General features: G+C 68.0%; 16 protein-coding genes and 3 pseudogenes. 11 read left to right on the top strand and 8 right to left on the bottom strand.

Annotated elements, in window-relative coordinates; all coding sequences use genetic code 11:
• Positions 1 to 141 precede the first annotated feature (141 nt).
• Positions 142 to 417: a hypothetical protein gene (locus CTZ28_RS49865; protein ID WP_398657986.1), complete on the bottom strand. Its 276-nt coding sequence runs from the start codon at positions 415 to 417 to the stop codon at positions 142 to 144.
• 332 nt (positions 418 to 749) lie between these two features.
• Between CTZ28_RS49865 and CTZ28_RS49860 the strand changes: the two are divergent.
• The 3 genes and pseudogenes from CTZ28_RS49860 to CTZ28_RS44170 form a co-directional block, all read left to right on the top strand.
• Positions 750 to 1229, top strand: a pseudogene (locus CTZ28_RS49860) (IS3 family transposase); the annotation flags it as partial.
• A gap of 25 nt (positions 1230 to 1254) precedes the next feature.
• Positions 1255 to 1437, top strand: coding sequence for an integrase core domain-containing protein (locus CTZ28_RS49855; RefSeq protein ID WP_398657993.1), 183 nt, complete (start codon positions 1255 to 1257; stop codon positions 1435 to 1437).
• A gap of 284 nt (positions 1438 to 1721) precedes the next feature.
• Positions 1722 to 2843, top strand: coding sequence for a DUF4037 domain-containing protein (locus CTZ28_RS44170; RefSeq protein ID WP_121895400.1), 1122 nt, complete (start codon positions 1722 to 1724; stop codon positions 2841 to 2843).
• On the opposite strand, the pseudogene CTZ28_RS50080 reads toward CTZ28_RS44170, so the two are convergent.
• The 3 genes and pseudogenes from CTZ28_RS50080 to CTZ28_RS44155 form a co-directional block, all read right to left on the bottom strand.
• Positions 2833 to 3285: pseudogene (locus tag CTZ28_RS50080) on the bottom strand (transposase); the annotation flags it as partial. The gene CTZ28_RS44170 and the pseudogene CTZ28_RS50080 overlap by 11 nt on opposite strands.
• A 236-nt stretch (positions 3286 to 3521) precedes the next feature.
• Positions 3522 to 4556 carry an alcohol dehydrogenase catalytic domain-containing protein gene (locus CTZ28_RS44160; protein ID WP_121895399.1) on the bottom strand — a complete coding sequence of 345 codons (1035 nt, stop codon included), beginning with the start codon at positions 4554 to 4556 and terminating at the stop codon, positions 3522 to 3524.
• A 67-nt stretch (positions 4557 to 4623) separates the two neighbouring features.
• A complete protein-coding gene (locus tag CTZ28_RS44155; RefSeq protein ID WP_121895398.1) occupies positions 4624 to 5820 on the bottom strand; it encodes an FAD binding domain-containing protein in 1197 nt (398 codons plus the stop codon).
• Positions 5821 to 5966: 146 nt separating this feature from the next.
• Here CTZ28_RS44155 and CTZ28_RS44150 point away from each other — a divergent pair, with 146 nt between their 5' ends.
• The 8 genes and pseudogenes from CTZ28_RS44150 to CTZ28_RS49180 all read left to right on the top strand — a co-directional run bounded on the left by CTZ28_RS44150 (position 5967) and on the right by CTZ28_RS49180 (position 12861).
• Positions 5967 to 7769 carry a helix-turn-helix domain-containing protein gene (locus CTZ28_RS44150; protein ID WP_183154884.1) on the top strand — a complete coding sequence of 601 codons (1803 nt, stop codon included), beginning with the start codon at positions 5967 to 5969 and terminating at the stop codon, positions 7767 to 7769.
• Positions 7770 to 7996: 227 nt separating this feature from the next.
• Positions 7997 to 9052: a hypothetical protein gene (locus CTZ28_RS44145; protein WP_121895396.1), complete on the top strand. Its 1056-nt coding sequence runs from the start codon at positions 7997 to 7999 to the stop codon at positions 9050 to 9052.
• A gap of 17 nt (positions 9053 to 9069) precedes the next feature.
• The gene (locus tag CTZ28_RS44140) at positions 9070 to 9516 is read left to right on the top strand and encodes a cupin domain-containing protein (RefSeq protein WP_121895395.1); all 447 of its coding nucleotides are present in this window, start codon (positions 9070 to 9072) and stop codon (positions 9514 to 9516) included.
• A gap of 140 nt (positions 9517 to 9656) precedes the next feature.
• Positions 9657 to 10712 (top strand): threonine aldolase family protein, encoded by a 1056-nt coding sequence (locus CTZ28_RS44135; RefSeq protein WP_121895394.1) that lies wholly within the window; start codon positions 9657 to 9659, stop codon positions 10710 to 10712.
• Positions 10713 to 10976: 264 nt separating this feature from the next.
• Complete coding sequence (locus CTZ28_RS44130) at positions 10977 to 11498, top strand: pyridoxamine 5'-phosphate oxidase family protein (RefSeq protein WP_121895393.1); 522 nt, start codon at positions 10977 to 10979, stop codon at positions 11496 to 11498.
• A 241-nt stretch (positions 11499 to 11739) separates the two neighbouring features.
• Positions 11740 to 11814: a hypothetical protein gene (locus CTZ28_RS49845; RefSeq protein ID WP_398657991.1), complete on the top strand. Its 75-nt coding sequence runs from the start codon at positions 11740 to 11742 to the stop codon at positions 11812 to 11814.
• A gap of 38 nt (positions 11815 to 11852) precedes the next feature.
• Positions 11853 to 12230: pseudogene (locus tag CTZ28_RS44120) on the top strand (transposase); the annotation flags it as partial.
• The gene (locus CTZ28_RS49180) at positions 12223 to 12861 is read left to right on the top strand and encodes a hypothetical protein (protein ID WP_259472094.1); all 639 of its coding nucleotides are present in this window, start codon (positions 12223 to 12225) and stop codon (positions 12859 to 12861) included. The pseudogene CTZ28_RS44120 and the gene CTZ28_RS49180, both read left to right, overlap by 8 nt.
• 623 nt (positions 12862 to 13484) lie before the next feature.
• On the opposite strand, the gene CTZ28_RS49175 is transcribed toward CTZ28_RS49180, so the two are convergent.
• The 4 genes from CTZ28_RS49175 to CTZ28_RS44095 all read right to left on the bottom strand — a co-directional run bounded on the left by CTZ28_RS49175 (position 13485) and on the right by CTZ28_RS44095 (position 18541).
• Positions 13485 to 13712: a hypothetical protein gene (locus tag CTZ28_RS49175; protein ID WP_259472093.1), complete on the bottom strand. Its 228-nt coding sequence runs from the start codon at positions 13710 to 13712 to the stop codon at positions 13485 to 13487.
• A gap of 270 nt (positions 13713 to 13982) precedes the next feature.
• The gene (locus CTZ28_RS44105; RefSeq protein ID WP_121895392.1) at positions 13983 to 14639 is read right to left on the bottom strand and encodes a response regulator; all 657 of its coding nucleotides are present in this window, start codon (positions 14637 to 14639) and stop codon (positions 13983 to 13985) included.
• Positions 14636 to 15943, bottom strand: coding sequence for a sensor histidine kinase (locus CTZ28_RS44100; protein WP_121895391.1), 1308 nt, complete (start codon positions 15941 to 15943; stop codon positions 14636 to 14638). Before CTZ28_RS44100 ends, CTZ28_RS44105 begins: the two co-directional genes overlap by 4 nt.
• A gap of 105 nt (positions 15944 to 16048) precedes the next feature.
• Entirely contained in the window at positions 16049 to 18541 is a 2493-nt protein-coding gene (locus CTZ28_RS44095; protein WP_121895390.1) for an MMPL family transporter, read from the bottom strand.
• Positions 18542 to 18913 lie beyond the last annotated feature (372 nt).

The raw sequence follows: 18913 nt of genomic DNA, 5'->3' as shown, positions 1-18913 counted from the left end.
ATGTACGCGCAGGCTCCTCGCGTGAGCAGTCGTCAGGCGGCCTGCAGAAGAGCTGGCTGTGCGGCTGCGTGCCCCGTGAGCTGCGTGCTGGTCTTGCCCGGAACTGCCTTGGCACAGCGCAGCCACAGGGCCGGCGGGCGCTCACCGGGATCCGGTTGAGCGGTCGGCAGGCCACCTCAGGTTGCCTGTCCCCGCGCGCGGTGCACGGCTACCCGCATCCCGGCCCGGGGGTGGGCGAGCCGGCCGGTGGTCGCGGTGGGCGCCGGGGTAGCCGCCGAGCATGCCGCCCAGTCCGCAGGCCAGGCCGAGGAGCCGGTCCGGCGCGATCGGGCCGGTGGTGGTGAGGGCCGGGAGCGCGTACGTGGTGGCGTCGACGACGGAGGTGAGGAAGGCGGCGGCGAGTGCGGCCGGGGCCACCGCGGCGATGGGCAGGCCGAGACTGACCAGGATCGGTACCGGGCAGCCACGCGGGCTGCCCGCGGCGCGGGAAGAGATCCGCGAACTCCTCGTCGTGGAACAGCGGACCGAGCACATCCCGGACCCGCATGCACAAACAGCCCTTCGGGAAGGCCAGATGGGCCACCTCGGCCGTACGGGCTGGAACCTCTGCGGGCTCATGGGGATGCAGCGACATGTCGATCACCTCACCGCGGCCCCCACGCCGGCCGGTCCCGTCATCCCGCCGACAGGAGATCAGCAGGCAGACCTGAATTCGCCAACGGTGTCAGCCGGACGAGGCTGAGCAGGTGATGGACCACCTGCGTGACAGAGGTCTCGGGGTCGATCCGGTCTGCCGGGTCCTTGAGCTGTCGCCGTCGACGTACTTCGCCCGCAAGAAGCGGCCGAGGCGGGCCCGTCGGCTCCGTTACGAACAGTTCATGCCGCTGATCGAGGAGATGCACGCGGAATCGGGCCGCAGCTATGGTGTGCGCCGGATCACCCGCGCGCTGCTGCGCAAAGGCGTCGGCGTGGCCCGCTGCACCGTCGAGCGGCTGATGGCCGAGCTGGGCCTGGAGGGTGTCATCCGCGGACAGCGGCGACGGACCACGGTCCCGGAGCCGTCGGCGCCCCGGCCGCCGGACCCGGTCGACCGCGACTTCACTGCGAGCCGGCCCGACCAGCTGTGGGTGGTCGATATGCCCTACGTCAGGACCTGGCCGGGCTGGGCATACGTCGCCTTCGTCCTGGACGTGTACTCCCGCATGATCGTCGGCTGGCAGATCGCGAACCACATGCGGACCGAACTCCCACTGGATGCACGGGAGACGGCCCTGTGGAGACGCTTGGAAGGGCATCGACCAGGTCGAGCGGGGGATCTTCCAGTGGGTCACCTGGTACAACGAAGAGCGCCTCCGCTCTGCACTCGACTACATGCCGCCTGTCGAGTACGAATCCGGCTTCCGGCAAAGCCAGGAGCACACCCCACAGGCCGCCTGAATCAAGATCACCGGACTCTACGAAACTTGGTACGGCCCACCTCAGCGGTCTGCCGCCGACCGGCGAGGCGTCCCGGTCCCGGCCGCCGAACGAGTTCCAGAACTTCCTGGACCAGCATGTGATCCGCCGGTCGAAGTCCTGGCGAACCCTCGGCAAGTGACCTCGGCCGCCCGGGATCCCTGACTGGGGCAGGCTCGGGGCGGCAACGATGTGGTGATGTCGTGAAAGCTCTGTGCTTGACCGGGTGCGACGGGGGCAGGTGTCGTGGCATGCGCCATGAACATATGCCAGCTTTCATACCCGGCCTTGAACTCAGCCGCCGCTTCTACACCGAGGCCGTACGTCCTCTGCTGGAGGAAGCGGCCCCCGCAACCCCGCATTCCGCAGCCCGCATCGGCGGTGGCTCCGAGGTCCTCGGCTACGACACCGCACGCTCCGCCGATCACGAATGGGGCCCGCGTCTCCAGCTCTTCCTCCACCCTCATGACGTGCCCCGTCACGCGGCACGCATCAGACACACGCTCGCCGAACATCTCCCGAAGACTTTCCACGGCTATCCGACCCACTTCGCTCCCACAGGTGACGGGGACGTCCGCGTCATGCAGTTCACCGACGGCCCTGTTCGCCACCGCGTCGAAGTGACCGGCGTCTCCTCCTGGTTCACCGCCGCCCTCGGTTTCGACCCGGCGTCCGGCATCACCCCTGCCGACTGGCTCGCCACACCCACTCAGCTCTTCGCCGAGGTGACCGCCGGCGCTGTCTTCCATGACGGTCTCCACGTCCTCTCGCCCTTACGCACGGCCCTGCGCTGGTACCCCCGCGACGTGTGGCTCCACCTCCTCGCGTGCCAATGGCAGCGCGTGTCCCAAGAGGAAGCTTTCGTCGGCCGCTGTGGCGAAGTCGGCGACGAACTGGGTTCCGCCGTTGTCGCCGCGCGCCTGGTCCGTGACCTGATGCGGCTCTGCCTCCTGATGGACCGGCGCTACCCTCCGTACGCCAAATGGCTCGGCAGTGCCTTCGCCCGCACCCCCACGGCCCCTCGGCTCACCCCCGTACTCACCGCGACCCTTGCCGCCACGGACTGGCACACCCGCGAACACCATCTCGCCCAGGCGTACGAGATCGTCGCCCAGATGCACAACCAGCTGGAGCTCACCGACTATGTCGACCCGGGCACGCGCCCTTACCGCTCCAGACCGTTCCGCGTCCTGCATGCCGAACGCTTCACACGGGCGCTGAAGGCGCGCATCGAGGACCCGGTCCTGCGGGACCTGCCGGTGGTCGGGGCGGTCGACCAGTTCATCGACAGCACAGACGTCCTGGGCCGGCCGGACCTGACACGGGCCGCAGCCCGGGCCCTGACCCCCACCACACGGCCACGGCTGGGTGTGCCACTTAACGGCTGATCCTGGTTGGTGAGTGGTCAGCTGCTGCTCCGGGCCGGCCGTCGAAGGCGATCTGGACCGCGTTCAGGGGGCCTTCCAGCGCGCGGTCCCCATGGTGCGGCCCTTCCCCGTCGGGTCCAGGCTCACCCGTGCCATGCAGATGCACGTGAGGGCGGCTTGGTCGGGGAAGTACCCGCGGGTGCGGACGGCCTTGCGGATGCGGGCGTTGACGCTGTCGATCGCGTTCGTACCGCAGATGACCTTGCGTAACTCGACGCCGAACGAGAGGAAGGGCACGAACTCGGCCCAGGCGTCCAACTGCAGCTCACGATCGCCGGATACTTCGGCCCCGGGGACTCTTGGAATTCCAGGAACCGCTCCGTCGCCGCGTCCTCGCTGGGCGGAGCGTAGACGGGCTTGACGCCGTGGCGACGTTGTCCCAGCCCTGGCGGGCCAGGCGGCGCTGCTCTCGCCTGGCCTCCAGTAGCGCTGACCGAGACCCAGTGGCGCACCTACATCCCGAACACCCCGTAACGCACCATCTGCGACGAATGACGCTGTGCCCGCAATCGCTCAGGGCAGCGGCTCTCCTCGTTGCGAACCAACTGCCTCAAGTGGAACAGAAAATCGTGGGGCCGGGTCCCATGGGACCCAGCCCCACGATTGGCTATCTGCTGCCGACAGTAGGCTGCGCAGCTGTCAGTTGTTGGTCAGGACGACTTTGAGGGCGCCGGTGTCGGCGCTGTTGGTGAAGATGTCATAGCCCTGCATGGTGTCGGCCAGTGGCAGGCGGTGGCTGATGAGTTGGGTGGCGTCGAGGGCGCCGGTGGCGATGGAGTTCATCAGCTGGGGGATGGTGAGGCCGGAGGGGATGCCGGTGGTGATGGTCACCTGCTTGGCCCAGAGCTTTTCCAGGTGGAGGGTGGCGGGTCCTTCGTGCACGCCGATGTTGGCGATGTGTCCGCCGGAGCGGACCAGGTCAGCGGCGAGTTCGAAGGCGTCCGGGAAGCCGACGGCCTCGATGGTGACGTCGGCGCCGTAGCCGTCGGTGAGTTTGCCGACCAGCTCGTGGACCTCGTCTTCGCCGACCGCGTGGGTGGCGCCCAGCTTGAGGGCCATCTCGCGGCGGGCGGGGGTGCGTTCGACGACGACGATGTTGCGGGGCGAGAACAGCTTGGCCGTGACCGTGGCGGACAGGCCCACCGGTCCCGCTCCGACGATGACGACGGTGTCGCCGGGGCGGACCTGCCCGTTCAGGACGCCGACCTCGTAGCCGGTGGCGAGGATGTCGGTCAGGAACAGAACCTGCTCGTCGGAGAGGGTGTCAGGGATCTTGTAGACGGAGTTGCGGGCGAAGGGGATACGAGCGTACTCCGCCTGCACGCCGTCGATGGTGTTGCCCAGGGCCCAGCCTCCGCTGACACACTGACCGTACATGCCAGTCGTGCAGAACCGGCAGAACCCGCAGGCGCTGACGCAGACAGCGAGGATCCGGTCGCCCGGCCGGATGTTCGTCACCGACGACCCGACCTCCTCGACCACGCCGGTGGCCTCGTGACCGAGGACCGTACCCGGCTTCACCGTGGGCACGCCGCCCTTGATGATGTGGGAGTCCGTGCCGCAGATCGTGGTGTGACTGACGCGCATGAGCAGGTCGGTGTTCTCGGTCAGCACGGGCATCGGGTGATCCCGGAACTCGATCTTGCCCGGTCCGTCATAGACGAGCGCCTTCATGTCCAACTCCTTTGTTGAATAATGTGGTTGTGCCGAATGGCGAAGGAGAGCAGCGGCTGTTCCGGTGTCAGACACCCGGCCCGTACAGGCCGAAGCGCAGGTCCGGGTCACCGGGCGTCCAGGTGCCTGCCACCTGGGAGCGATGTCCCATCTCCGCCACGCGGTCGATCAGTTGGTTGCCCAGCTGCAACTGGGCTGGTTCCCAACGCTTGAGAGCGGAGGGGATATCGCCGCCGGCCGTGCTCAGGTGCTCGTAGAGCGTCCACGCGTCGTCCGCGGCCTTGGCCGTGCCGGCGGCGGCGTGCGGTCGGGCGGCGAAGGCGGCGTCTCCGATGATCGCTACCCGGCCCTCGGCCATCGCCGGTATCCGTGTGTCGAAGACGACCTGGAGATAGGGCTGTTCCGTCCGAAGAACGGTCTCGGCCGCCGCGGGCGCAAGCAACTCCTCGGCCGCCGCTCGCATCTCGTCCACGTAGCGTCGTTGCACCTGGCCGGGATGCACGGAGACAGGGCAGTCGAAGCCCCGCAGGTCCGTGGTCAGCTCATGGAGCGGCGGCCCGTCGGGAACATTGCGGTACCAGACGTAGTTGAGCAGGCGCTGCCCCTCCTGAAGTCCGCCATCGAGTCCCGGGATGGGGTACAGGACGATGTGCGCGTCGCGGGCCACGCTGTAGGTCAGCGCGTCGCCCAGCAGCCGCCGGGTCTCCTCGCTCACATGACGCTCCGGCACTGTGCCGCGCCAGCCGACGTACCCCGAGTAGAGCCGCTGAAGCTTCGGAAACATGCGTCGGCGAGCTGTCGAGGTGATGCCGTCGGCGAAGACGACCAGGTCGGCACGCTCACTTCGGCCCGACACGAACCGCAGAGTCACGCTGTCGGCGTCCTGGTCGAAGCCGGCGCAGAACTCGCCGAGGTGATAGCGGTCCGTTCCGAAGTCGTCGAGCAAGGACCGGTAGATCGTCGACCATGACGAGTAGCGCCACTCGACCGGATCGTCGTGGAGCACGTCATTGCCCTTGCCGAGATACCGGACGTGGTGAGTGACCGTGCTGAGTTCCTCGATGCGGTGGGCGCTGCGTTCACCAAACCACTTCATGGTGGTGGGCTGCAGCACGATCCCGCCGCCGCGGTTCTCCAGAGGGGTCGGCGTGCGCTCGTAGACGTCGACGGTGAAACCCAGCCCGCGCAACAGCAGCGCGCTGGTCAACCCTCCGATGGAGCCGCCGACGACGGCGGCACGCAAGCCCTTGTAGCTGTCCACCATGGATTCCTCTCGCCCAGGGGGTGGTGAACGCCATGGTCACCCCGCCGTAGCGAGACACCCGATGTGTAGCACCACAGGACTTCACCAATAGAATGGGAACGAACACAGGGGTGATACCCCCGAAAGGTGTCTGCTGGGAGGTATCGATGACGTCCGTGTCGTCCGCACCACCGGATCTGCTGCGCTGGATGAGCGCCATCGACGAACTGGCCATCGCGGTGAACCAGCGGCGTGACCTGCCAGGACTCCTGGAACAGATCGCCCGCACCGCCTGCGATCTGCTCGGCTACGAGAGCGCTGCCGTGCTGCTGGTCGACGACGACCGAAAAGTCCTGCGCATCGAAGGATGCTGGGGGCTGAGCCTGAGCTATGTCCGGCTGGTGAACGAGGAGTCACCGCTGTTCCTGGTCCCCGAAGACACCTTCACCGGAAGTCCGTCCCGCAGGGCCTTCATAGAGGGCTCCCCGGTGATCGTCGAGGACATCTCCCGCGACCCCTCCTACGGTCCATGGGCCAGAGCCGCCCAGGAGCACGGACACCGCTCGATGGCGGCGGTGCCCCTGCGCAACCAGGGCGAGACCGTGGGCACGATGAACGTCTACGGCAGCGATCCGCGCCGCCTGGGTCCTGGGGGGCTGCAGTTGCTGCAGGTCCTCGCCAGCCATGCCGGCATCGCCCTGGAGACCAGCGCCCAGCTGGTCCGTGACCGCAGTCGTCTGCGTGAGCTGAGTTCGCTGAACGACCTGCTGCGGCAGCACGCCGCCATCCATGACCGGTTCATCGGCGTGGCCCGGCGCGGCGGCGGGGTCAGTGACATCGCCGCCGCGCTGGCCGAGATCGCGGACCGTGCCGTCGTGGTCCAGGACGTCTCCGGGCAGATCCTCGCCAGCGTGCCCCGAGCCGGGGTTTCCGTACGCCCGCCGGACTGGCTGTCCGGGCAGCAGCCGCACGCATCACTCCTCAGCCTTGTGGCCGGCGCTTCTCCGGTGGTCTCCTCCGAGGCGTTTCCCGGTCTCCTGGCGGGGCCGGTTCGCGTGGGCGAGGAAACACTGGGCGTGCTGTGGCTGGCCGGCGAGGCGGAGGACGACGACGTGCGTCTGCGCGCCATCGCGCAGGCCGCGGTCGTGCTCGGCCTGGAGATGCTGCGCCGGCGGGCCGTGGTCGACGCCCAGTGGCAGTTGCGCGGAGATCTGGTCTCCGAACTCGCCGCCGGCAGCGTCACCGACCCGGAGGTGCTGATCGCACGCGGTGACCGGCTGGGCAGCGATCTTCGGCTCCCTCAGCGCGTACTGGCCATCCGACACGAAGAGGCCGGGGAGGCAGGTGAGACGGTCACCGCCGAACTGCTCCGCCTGGTGCAGTCCCTCGTGCTGTCCCGAGCCCGGCCGAAACCGCTTCTCGCGCTGCGCGACGGAGTGATCACGATCGTGGCGCCGGCGGGGGACGCCCCAGAGGTCGAGGAGCTGGCGCGGCACATACACACTGTCGCGTGCCAGGCGATGGAGGGCGGCGTACGCGTGGCCATGAGCGAGACCTGCCCCGAGCCCGGACACCTGTCGGGGGCGTTCCGCCAGGTCACCGGGCTGCTCCGGCTCCTTCCCCACACGCCCGACGAGGACATCCTCACCGTCGCCTCAGCGGGAGTGCTCGGCATGCTCCTCGCCGACGTCGACCCCCATCGCGTGGGGGTCCTCGCCGCGCGTTGGATCGGTCCCCTGCACGACTACGACCGGCAGCGGGGCACGGAACTGGTCGGCACCTTGCGCACCTACCTCGACCACGATCTCAGCACCTCTGCCACCGCGGAGGCGCTCTTCATCCACGCCAACACGGTCGGTCTGCGCATCAAGCGCATCGAGAGCCTGCTGAACATCTCCCTGAGCAGCGTCGGCGACCTCACCACGCTGCGTATGGCGCTGGCGATCGACGACATCACCCGCTTCCTCTGACCATGTCATAGGGCACAGCGATCGCGGCAAAGACTGTGCATCGCCACAGCACGGATTGTGTGGCGCGGAGATGACCATGTCCTCACCCAGCAACGACGCGGGGAGGACCCATGCACGACAGCCCACAAGCGGCGATACCCGTGGCCACGCCGACACCCGGCATCGCTCCCGAACCCACTGCCCCGCCCTCCGCGGAAGCGCGAAAAGCTGGTGCGACCCTGCTGATCGTGACCGTGTTGTCGCTCGCTTCCTGGTGGCTCTTCATCGACCCCCGGTGGAGCGTGCTGGACGTCTACGGCAACCCGGCGAACGCCGTGATCTTCTGGACTCTCTTCGCCGTCGTCTGTCTTGCCTTCAACCTGGAACTGAAGGGCTTCGACCGGCTCGCACAGCCCCTGAGGGGCCTGGCATTCGCCGTGGTCACCATCGGCTCGGGCGTAGGGCTCACGTCCCTGCTCGCCCTGGTGTGGAGTTCGGTGGACCGCAGCTTCGCTCCAGAACGCGCCGGTGGCGTGGGCTACTTCATCGGAGCGATCTTCGTCCTCTTCGTCTTCGTGACGAATGTGCCCTCCGCGACCGTGTTCGAGCATCGCCCATGGAAGACGCTCGGTCTCGCCCAGCCATGGGCCGGGATCGCCGAGATCGCCGTCTCCACGGTCGCGAGCATCGTCCTCTACAGCGTCTTCGCCCTTCCTGTGCTGGCCAGTTGGACCAGCGTCAGGGAAGCGCCGCTGACCGTCAACGAGGTCGTCGGCCTCTTCTACTCGATGGTCGTATCGATCATCGTCACCGGCAATCTCACCGACAACCAGCCCTGGAAGGCGATGAAGGGTGGCGCCCGCTGGTTTCTCTTCACCACCGTGGGCAACGTGGTCGTCGGAACCTGCCTCTACTTCGCGCTCTCGGGAGTGAGCCGCCTCTTGCTGGGAGGCGACGCACGAGCCGCCATCGGCTCTGACGGACTCAGTCTCTTTCCCGCCCAGCTCGGAGTCTGCTGGGTCTTCTGGATCATCTTCTGGGCCAACTGCGCGGGAAACAGACCCCATCACCTCAGCCCGGCACGGAACCGGTGCCTGCGCATCCTTGTCACGCTGGCGCTCGCGGTCGTCACCTTCACGGTGTACTACCGGCTGGTCGCCGCCCACATCCTCCATGAGCCGACGATCGCTCCCGGTATCGCGGGCAACGCCCTCGGCTTCATGGACCTGGCCATTGTCTGGCTCCTCCTGTTCGTCATCGGAGGAGACTCCTGGCCGCTGGCCGGCACCCACCGCACAACCTGACCGAGGAGAAGTACCTCATGGGCGAGAACCACTCCGAACCCCAGATCCGCGTCGTGCACCAGGACCAGCTCGACGGCAACACCCCGCAGACACCCGGCCTGATCCGCAAGGTCGCCTTCGACAGCCGAAACCCCGGCGCGGCCCATCTGTCGGCCTTCCAAAGCACCGTACGGCCAGGTGCCGCCACCGGCGCACACCACCACGGCGACCAGGAGACCGTCCTCTACGTCATCAGCGGCACCGCCCGATACCGCTGGGGCGACAAGCTGGAGAACGTCGCCGAAGCCGGGCCCGGCGACTTCGTGTTCATCCCGGCCCACGTCGTACACCAGGAGATCAACGCCTCCCCGGAGTTCGAGACCGTCTGGGCCGTCGTCCGCTCCGGCATCGACCCCATCGTGGTGAACCTCCCCGAACTCGACGAGTACGCCGAGCCCGCCGCAGTCGACTACACACATCCTTGATCCCTGTGCAACAAGGACAGCGACCACGCCGCCGTAGGCTCCACAGCCTGCGGCGGCTCGTCGCGTCCTCTGGGACCGAGGTTCCAGGCCCCGGCAGAAACAACGCTCGCCCGCCGACGAAACGACACAAGGACCCGACCGTGACTTCCACAAGGCCTCTGACACGTACTTTCAGCAGCGACAACACCGCCCCCACCTCACCGGAAATCCTGGAAGCGGTCGCGCGGGCAGCGTCCGGTCCCGCCCTGCCCTACGGCGCGGATGCCTACACGGCCGATGTCAACCGCCAGCTGAGCGAGATATTCGAGCGGGACGTCGACGTCCTGCTGGTCTCCACGGGAACCGCTGCGAACGCCCTGAGCCTGGCCGCCCTCACCCCGCCGTGGGGCAGCGTGCTGTGTCACCGCGACAGCCACATCAACCACGACGAGTGCGGGGCACCCGAGTTCTACACCGCGGGCGCCAAACTCGTTCTGCTCGGCGGTGGCGACGCCAAGATCGATCCCGGTGAACTCCGGACGGCCGTAGGGCACATGGCCGGAGACAAACACAGCGCGCAGCCATCCGCGGTGAGCGTCACCCAGGCCACCGAGACCGGAGCGGTCTACACCCTCGACGAGCTCTCGGTCCTCGGGTCCATCACCAAGGACGCGGGCCTGCGCTTGCACATGGACGGCGCGCGCTTCGCCGGAGCCGTCGCGTCCCTGGGCTGTACGCCCGCCGAGCTGACTTGGCGGGCCGGCGTCGATCTGCTGTCATTCGGGGCCACCAAGAACGGCACGATGACCGCCGACGCGATCGTCGTCTTCGACCGCTCGCTCACCACCGAACTCACCTTCCGCGCCAAACGCGCAGGCCAACTCCCCGCCAAGATGCGCTTCCATTCAGCCCAGGTGGGCGCCTACCTCGCCGACGACCTGTGGCTCCGCAACGCCGCTCACGCCAACGCCATGGCCGCCCGCCTCCAGGAGGGCCTGGACAAGATCCCCGAGATCGGCCGCCTCGGCACGGTCGACGCCAACATGCTCTTCTGCCACCTGCCCGAGCAGGTCACCAAGGGGCTCCTCGCCGAGGGATACGTCTTCTACCACGACCGCTGGGACCCCGGCGTCGCCCGTTTCGTAACCTCCTTCGCCACGTCGGAACAGGATGTCGACGACTTGCTCGACGCCATCCGTCGGCACTCCGCCGACTGACCACCACGCGCAGCCGAGAGCCTCCACGTCGAGGTACCGTCTGACTCGACGTCTTCGACGTGGACGAAACTGGTAAAAGCCAGGGCCGCAGCCCCACAGGGCGCGCGCGAGCATGCGCGAGAGCACCGCCGCCCTGAGCGTCCGCTGCAACCTGTGGCCAGCCACAGCATCTCCGACAAGGACTGTTCCCGCACCCATCCATAACGCACTGAGCCGCGGCCTACGGTCAACGCAACCGGATGGGCCGAGATCAGGGAGAGCACGATGTCCATCGCTGTATCGAAGTTCCGGGACGTCGCCGAGGGCACACAGGCAGGCCAGTTCGAGGTCGGCGATCGCGCGGCCGTGCGCGGCCTGAATGACCTGGACCCGGTGTACAAGCAGTTGCTCAACGGGCCCGTCACTGCCGTCGTGGCGGTGACGGGAAGCAGGGGGCGGCCGAACCTGACTCCGGTCTGGTTCGACTACGAGGACGACAAGGTTCTGCTCAACCTGGCGTCCCATCGCAAGAAGGTGGAGTGGCTGCGTAGCACGCCGCAGGCTTCGTTCCTGCTGATGAACCCGCAGAACGCCTACCACTGGCTGAGCATCAAGGCCACGGTGATCCGGGAGGTCTCCGAGGACGATCCGGACGAGGGCACCCGCGTGACCGAGCAACTGAACCGCATGTGGACCAAGTACACCGGCAACAGCGGTTCGTACCCGTTGCGCGAGCCAGGGCGGAACGAGCGCCGCATCCTGTTCGAGCTGCGCGTCGACAGCGTCGCCACCTTCGGCCGCCCCTGAGACGGCCGAAGCCACCGCGCGGCGGCCTGTCCCGCTGCAAGACCCCCATGCCCCTCCGGACAACGACAGGAGCACGATTTACATGCAACCGGACCCGGGGAATCCCGTCCGCTCGACAGCGCACCAGAAAGCTCGGCCCCACGAAGGCTACAAGAGGGAGAGATGATGGCGATCGCTGGCGCCATCGGGTACCGGGCTGTTTTACGGTTCCGGCACGGTCATCGCCGCCACCGGCCCCAGCGTGATCGCTTGCTACGCGATCGCGGGAGTCGTCGTCTACTTCGTCCTGCGCGTGCTGGGGGAACTCCTGACTTAGACCGTGTCCCACGTGGTGAGGAGGACGTTGGGCTGTGTATGGGGCGGGGTGCGTGGAGTTGGATTGTTCCGGACGGGCTGTGGGAGATCGCGGAGCCGCTGATTCCTCCGTCGAGGGTTCGGCCGCAGGGCGGCGGGACGCAGGAAACGCCTGATGAGACGTTGTTCGCGGCGATCATCTACGTGCTGGTCAGCGGCTGCGCCTGGCGGGTACTGCCTCCCTGCTTCGGCATTTCGAAGTCGACCGCCCGCCGCCGTTTCCTGATCTGCTCCAGAGCCGGCGTCTGGAGCCGCCTGCACCAGGCCGTCCTGCACCGCCTGGACGGCGCCGGCCTCGTCGACGTCATCAACTCCCTCCTCGAGTACGCCCGCGCCGCAGCGGCGGCGACCGGGCCTGGACGAGCGGATCGTGGACGCCGCGCTTGCCACGTACTGCCTGGACATCAGCGAGCCGAAGACACTGCGCGGCCGGATGCCCGCCTACCGCCTCTACACCGCCCGCTGGTTGCTGGCTGACCTGGAACCCGACCGACGCCCGCCGACTCCTGTCCCGGACCCGGACTGTCAGCCGCCGGCCGACCCGGGTACACCGGCCGCACGCTGGCCCTCGGGCCTGGAGCCGGGGGAGTGGGCGATGCCCCGCGTCCCGCTGCAGTACGACCGGGTCGTCCTCGCTGGCGCGGTGGTACGCGAGACGCTGCGCACCACCGTTGCCGCGCGGAGCCGGGCGTACGGCGTCCAGCACCAGCAGGCGGCACTGCCCAAGCAGCTGCTCGCGCCCCCGGCCGCCGATCCCAAGAGCGGCGGCAAGGAGCCGGAGGCCGGCCCCCGGGAGGCGATCGACCTGATGGCGGTGCGGGCCCTGAGGGAGTTCCGTACGGACGTGGAAGCCCTCGGTCTCACGGCCGAACGGCTGCGCCACCTCCAGGGCGCCTTCACCGCGGCGGCCGACCGGGTCCGCGCCGCCATGAACCGCTACGCCGACCGGGACGATGCCGATGGACCGCGCTCGGTGCGCGAGGCCGACGGGCAGGCGCGCCGCCCGTAGCAGCCCGGGCCGCACCGCGGCCGGGAGGCCGGCCACTGAGTGCACCTGATGCCGCGCACCCAATGCCGCAGTGCGCACCGACGATGCCCGACATCGCCTCCACCGGGTGGAGTCCACAGGCCGGGAGCGCACGGCATCGCGTGCACCAGTGCACCGCACCGATGCGCACCGACGCCGCGCGGGCCCGCTCCAGGTGCTCGGTGCGCATCGTCTTGAGGGTGTCGACGATGTCCTCGCCCCCCTGCCGGAGGACGTTGTCAGTGAACCGGATGATGGTGCGATGCTTCAGACAGCGCTGGGGACGCACTCACGTGTCCACTCCTCCAACGCGGCCAGCAGGACGCCCCGACCTCGTCCAGGGCGAAGGAGCCCGCGCACGGATCGGACATCGGCTGCCAGGTCCGTCACGGGGAGGATGACGTCCTCAGCCAGCCGCAACAAGAGGTAGGTCGGCGCCGGAACCACCTGCGGTCGATCGATGACGGTGGCAAGGGCGTGCTCACTGTGGTCCTGTATCGCCGTCTGTGCCGGAATAGAGCGTTCGGACGGGCCAAGGTCATGCTGCAGTGTCGTGGAGTCCTATTCTCTGGCCTCTTCTGGTTCTGCGCTGGTCTCGTCCTCGATCAGCCCGTAGGGGGCTGATCCTCATTGCGGCTGTAGCGGGCCACCACGCTGCCTTCCGCGAGCAGCGGCGGGCTGTTGTCGACGACGATGAGCTGAGCCTTGGTGCCTCGGTCTGCCAACCAGACAGAGAGGTGGCGGTAGAAGTCGTCGATGGCGAGGGCATCGGCAATCACCGCATCGAGGCTGCCGACGCCGTGGCCGAGGTTCTTCTGCGGGCTGTCGATCATGAGGAAGCCAGAGTGCGCGGCGCCGGTTTCGACGGCGATCTCGAAGACAGCCAGCTGCCAGGCCAGGGTCAGAAGCGTGCGGGCGCCAGAGGAAGCCTCCTGGTAGGGCTCCCCGCGGACGAAAGGTGTGAGGTCGGGCTTGATGAAGGGCGGTTTCGGACCAGGTCCTGGAAGACCCGGGTCAGGTCGCAGGCGCGGGCGATGTCCGGGCAGGCGAGACGGACTTGGTCGAGTTGCCCGCTGGGGGAGCGGAGGCTGCCCGTCGGTGGTTCAGGAAGGTCGGACCAGGCCGACGTCGTACGCGAAGATCACGGCTTGTACGCGGTCCCGGGCGCCGATCTTGGTGAGGATCCGGCTGAAGTGGGACTTGACCGTCGACTCCGCCAGATGCAGGTGTTCGGCTGTCTCGGCGTTGGTGGCGCCGGTCGCGATGACGGTCAGCACCTCGCGTTCGCGTTCCGTGAGTTCCTCCAGCTTGCGCTCTTGTTCGACGTTCTGCCTTGAGCGTCTCCTGGTGTACGCATCGATGAGCTTGTGTGTGAGGCCGGGAGAGATGACCGAGTCGCCGGCGGCGACCGCGCGGATACCGACGACGAGTTCGTCCGGGCGGGCGTCCTTGAGGAAGAAGCCGCTCGCTCCCGCCCGCAGGGCTTCATAGGCGTACTCGTCGAGATCGAACGTGGTCAGTACCAGGACGCGGGAGCGGCCGCCGGACTCGACGATGCGGCGGGTGGCCTCAATGCCGTCCATGCCGGGCATGCGGACGTCCATCAGGACGACGTCGGGGCGCAGTTCGGCGGTCATGCGGACGGCCTCGCTGCCGTTGGTGGCCTCGCCCGAGACGGTCATGTCGGGCTGGGCCTCCAGGAGCATGCGGAAGCCGAGGCGTTGCAGGGTCTGGTCGTCGACGATGAGGACGGTGGTCATGCCGGGTGACCCTCCGGGTGCGTGGTGGGGACGGTGGGGACGAGACGGGCGTGGACGGTCCAGCCGCCGTGAGAGTTGGGGCCGGAGGTGACCTCGCCCTCATAGAGGGCGGCGCGTTCGCGCATGCCCACGAGACCCTTCCGGCTGCCTGGACGGCCGTTCCCTCGCGCCAGGCGCGGCCCGGTGTCCTCGACGGTGACGTGGACAGCTCCGGTGTCGGCGGTGAGGGTGACTGTGACGGTGGTGTCGGAGGCGGCGTGCTTGAGGGTGTTGGTGAGAGCCTCCTGGATGATCCGGTAGACGGTGAGCTGTAGCCCTTGGGAGAGCCCTGCCAAGTCCCCGCGGGTATGGAAGGCCGCGGCAGGACCCGCCGCCCGGAACCGTTCGAGGAGAGCCTCGAGATCGGCCAGCCCCGGCTGCGGGGCCAGAGGAGCCTCCCCGCGTGGCAGGTCGTCGCCGCCGACGGCCGTGAGAAGACGGCGCAGCTCCGCCAATGCGTCACGGCCGCTGCCACCGATGATGCGCAGCGCCTCGGCACCGCGTTGTGGCTGGGTTGCGGTGAGGGCGGCGCCGCCGTCGGCGAGGCCGACGATGACCGCAAGGGTGTGACCGAGGATGTCGTGCATCTCCCGGGAGACCCGATCTCGTTCCTGCGCCGTCGCCAGCCGGGCTCGCTGGTCGCGTTCCACTTCCAGGGCGGTGATGTAGGAGTTGGCCAACCGAGCGGCGAGCCCCAGGCCGGCGAAGGCCGCCACGGTGACCATCGCGAGGACTGTCACCACTTCCGGACGCGTCACGTACCGCAGTTGGCCGCCGGTGTAGAAGACAGCGGACCATGCGGCCAGCTGCGCGACCGTGACGCCCACCGCGATGACGATCTGACGCGGCACGCACAGTCGGCCCACGTTGTACAGTGCGACGACTCGCGCGGCGTCGGCACCGTTCAGAATCCCCAGCGGAAGAGCGACGAGGGAGACCGCTGTGGTGAGCGCGAAGACCAGTACGGGGCGGCGTTCCCGCCACAGCAGTGGCACGGTGAAGCCGACCATGACGGCGATCTGCGCCAGTACGTCACTGCCGTTGGCGGGATTGAGTAGTGAGGGAACACCGAAGAGGGCACAGAGAGCCGGTGTGCCCCATAGACGGACTTTGGGGTGAGCTCGATCGGCTGTCCGCAACGCGGCCAGCCGGGAGATGATGGAGACGACCACACGCTGCTCGGGGTCGCTCGTCAGGGGCTCCGGCAGCTGCGCCGTGGACTCGGCGGAGCGAGGCGTGGACGCGGTTGCGCCTGATGCGGTCACGGGGAGCCCTTCGGTGATGGTGGCGGGAGGACCGCCCGCCGACCTGGGGGAAAGCAGCGGGTCGGCGGGCGGACCGGTGTAAGCGAATCAGCTGGGCCCGCGTCGTTACTTCCGGCGGGAGAACCTGTCGCGCAGGCTGGAGCACCGATCCTTGCGCCCCCTGCCGGCAGGCGACTCCTCAGGTCCGGCGTCGGAATCAGCGGTGTCGGTGCGTCCGACCCGCTCCCGGAGCCGACCCTGGAGGCCGCGGGCCTTGGGCGTCCGAGCGGGCTGTGCCGAAGGCGGTTCCTCAGTGGTGATGACGGCCGTGGCAGTGCGGCCATGGGGGGCAACTCCGAGGTAGCCGTCGACGTTCGTCCCGCTGATTGTTCCGCTCGCGCCGGTGACCGGGCCGGGTTGTCCGGAGAGGGGCTTCGTCGTGTCGGCCGCCTTCTCCGCCCCCAGCTTCTGGTACAGCTTCTCGCCCTCGACGTCGACGTTGGGCATGATCCGGTCCAGCCACTTGGGGAGGGACCAGGCGCGGTGGCCGACGAGCGCCATGACGGCCGGGATGATGGCCATCCGGACGACGAACGCATCGAAGAGGACGGCAGAGGCGAGGCCAAGACCGATCGACTTGATGAGCGCGGTGTCGTCGAGAAGGAACCCGGAAAAGACCGAGATCATGATGATCGCCGCGGCGGTTACCACACGGGCTCCGTGCTTGAAGCCCGCCACGACCGCCTCGGTGGGCCCGGCCCCGTGGACGTACTCCTCGCGCATCCGGGTGACGAGGAAGACCTCGTAGTCCATGGCGAGTCCGAAGACGACGCCGATGAGCAGGATGGGCAGGACGCTCACGATGGGACCGGTCTGGCTGACGCCGAAGACGTCGGCGAGCCAGCCCCACTGGAAGACCGCGACGAGGACGCCCAGAGTGGCGGCCACGCTGAGCAGGAAGCCGAGAGCGGCCTTGAGGGGAACGAGGATGGACCGGAAGACGAGCAGCAGGAGGACGAGCGCGAGGCCGACCACGATGGCGAGGTAGGGCACCATCGCCTGGCCGAGCTTGGTGCTGACGTCGATGTTGACGGCGGTCGTACCGGTCACCATGAGCTCGGCGCCGGTGTCCTTGTGCAGGGTGGTGCTCTGGTCACGGATTACGGAGACCAGATCCTTGGTCGCCTGGCTGCTGGGGGAGCTCTCCGGGACGACCCCGATGATGGCGACGTCACCGGACTGGTTGAAGGCCGCAGGACGTACGGACGCGACGTCGTCGAGCTTGGCGAGCGCGGCGGTCGCGTCATCGGCGGCGGCTTGCGGAGCTTGGCTGTCACGGGCGTCGACGACCACCGTGAGCGGGCCGTTGAAGCCGGGGCCGAAGCCCTTGCTGATGGTGTCGTAGGCGACTCGCTGGGTGCTGTCAGGCGCCTTCATGCTGTCGTCGGGCAGGGCCAGACGCAGGGACATCGCGGGTATGGCGAGCAGCCCGAGGGCGGCCACCGAGAGCACGAGGGTCTTGACGGGGTGGCCGGTGACGAGCTTGGCCCAGCGCACGCCCATCGCCTCGCCCTCGCCGCGTTCCTGGGCCTTCATCCGACGCGTGAGCAGCTTGCCCTTCGTGATCCGCATCCCGGCGAAACCGAGCAGAGCGGGCAGCAGGGTGAGCGCGATGACAACGGCCATCACTACCGCGAAGGCGGAGGCCAGACCCATGGAGGTGAGCATCTGGATTCCGATGACGCTCAGGCCCGCCAGTGCGATGACGACGGTCAGACCGGCGAAGACGACGGCGGAGCCCGCGGCGCCTAGGGCACGCCCCGCGGCTTCTTCCGGATCGCGGCCCTCGCGGATCTCGCTGCGGTAGCGGGAGACGATGAACAGGGCGTAGTCGATGGCGACGGCCAGTCCGAGCATGAGGGCCAGCGTGGTCGCAGTGGAGGCGACATCCCAGAACGAAGTGGCGATGGTGATGCAGAAGATGGCGGAGACGACACCGAGGACCGCGGTCAGCAGGGGCAGCCCCGCCGCGAGCAGTGAACCGAAGGTGATGACCAGGGCCACGGCGGCGACGGCGAGACCGATCAACTCGGCTGCCTTGCTAGCCTCCTTGGCCTTCACCGCGTTGCCGCCGAGGCTCACGTGGAGGCCGGCTTCCTCACCCTTGGCGGCGATCTCGTTGAGCCGGTCGGCGGCGGCGCTGACGTCCGCCTGCGGGACTTTGTAGGTCACACCGGCGAAGCCGATGGTGTGGTCCTTGCTGATCTGGTGGCTTTCGAACGGATCGGAGACGCTCGCGACCTGGGGAGCCTTCTGCAACTCGGCGACCAGGGACTGCACCTCCGACTTGTTTGCGGAGGTGGTCAGCTTCTGCCCACCGGGCGCCTCGAACACCACCCGGGCGGTGGCGCCGCCGGCGGAAGCCTGCGGGAACTCCTTCTCAAGGAGGTCGATCGCCCGCTGCGACTGGGTACCGGGGAGGGCGAATGCGTCCGAGGTCTTGCCACTGACGCTCATCGACCCTATTCCGACGGCGGCCAGAACGACGATCCACAGCATCAGGACGAGCCGTCGTCGTCGGAACGAGAACCGGCCGAGCCGGTAGAGGAACGTAGCCACAGTGTTACTCCCAGCAGGGAAGACATTGGTGCGAATGGGCCTGCCTGGCCCATGTCTCAAGCTAGGAGCGAATTTCCGTGCGTTCTCGGCACGGCGGGACGCAATTGCACCAGCGGCTTAGTACCACGGTACTAGTGGTGCTCCTCCTGTGAGACAGGTGTGAGGGGAGACGTGGCGCGGGCGACAGGGCCGCCGCGCCCGCGAATGCCGATACCCACGTGTTTGGAATTCCTGCGAAACGTCGATGACCAGGAATGTCTCGGCAGTCCGAAGCTGAAGGTAAATGGGTCATGGAGTTCCCAACCCCCCCTGTGCTGCGGTGATAATTCTGGGGAATTCCTGACGGTGCATCCGGGAATTCGCGGATTTTCT

It is taken from the genome of Streptomyces shenzhenensis (assembly GCF_003688995.1).
Classification (GTDB): domain Bacteria; phylum Actinomycetota; class Actinomycetes; order Streptomycetales; family Streptomycetaceae; genus Streptomyces; species Streptomyces shenzhenensis_A.
This window is presented reverse-complemented; position numbering and strand designations above follow the sequence as displayed.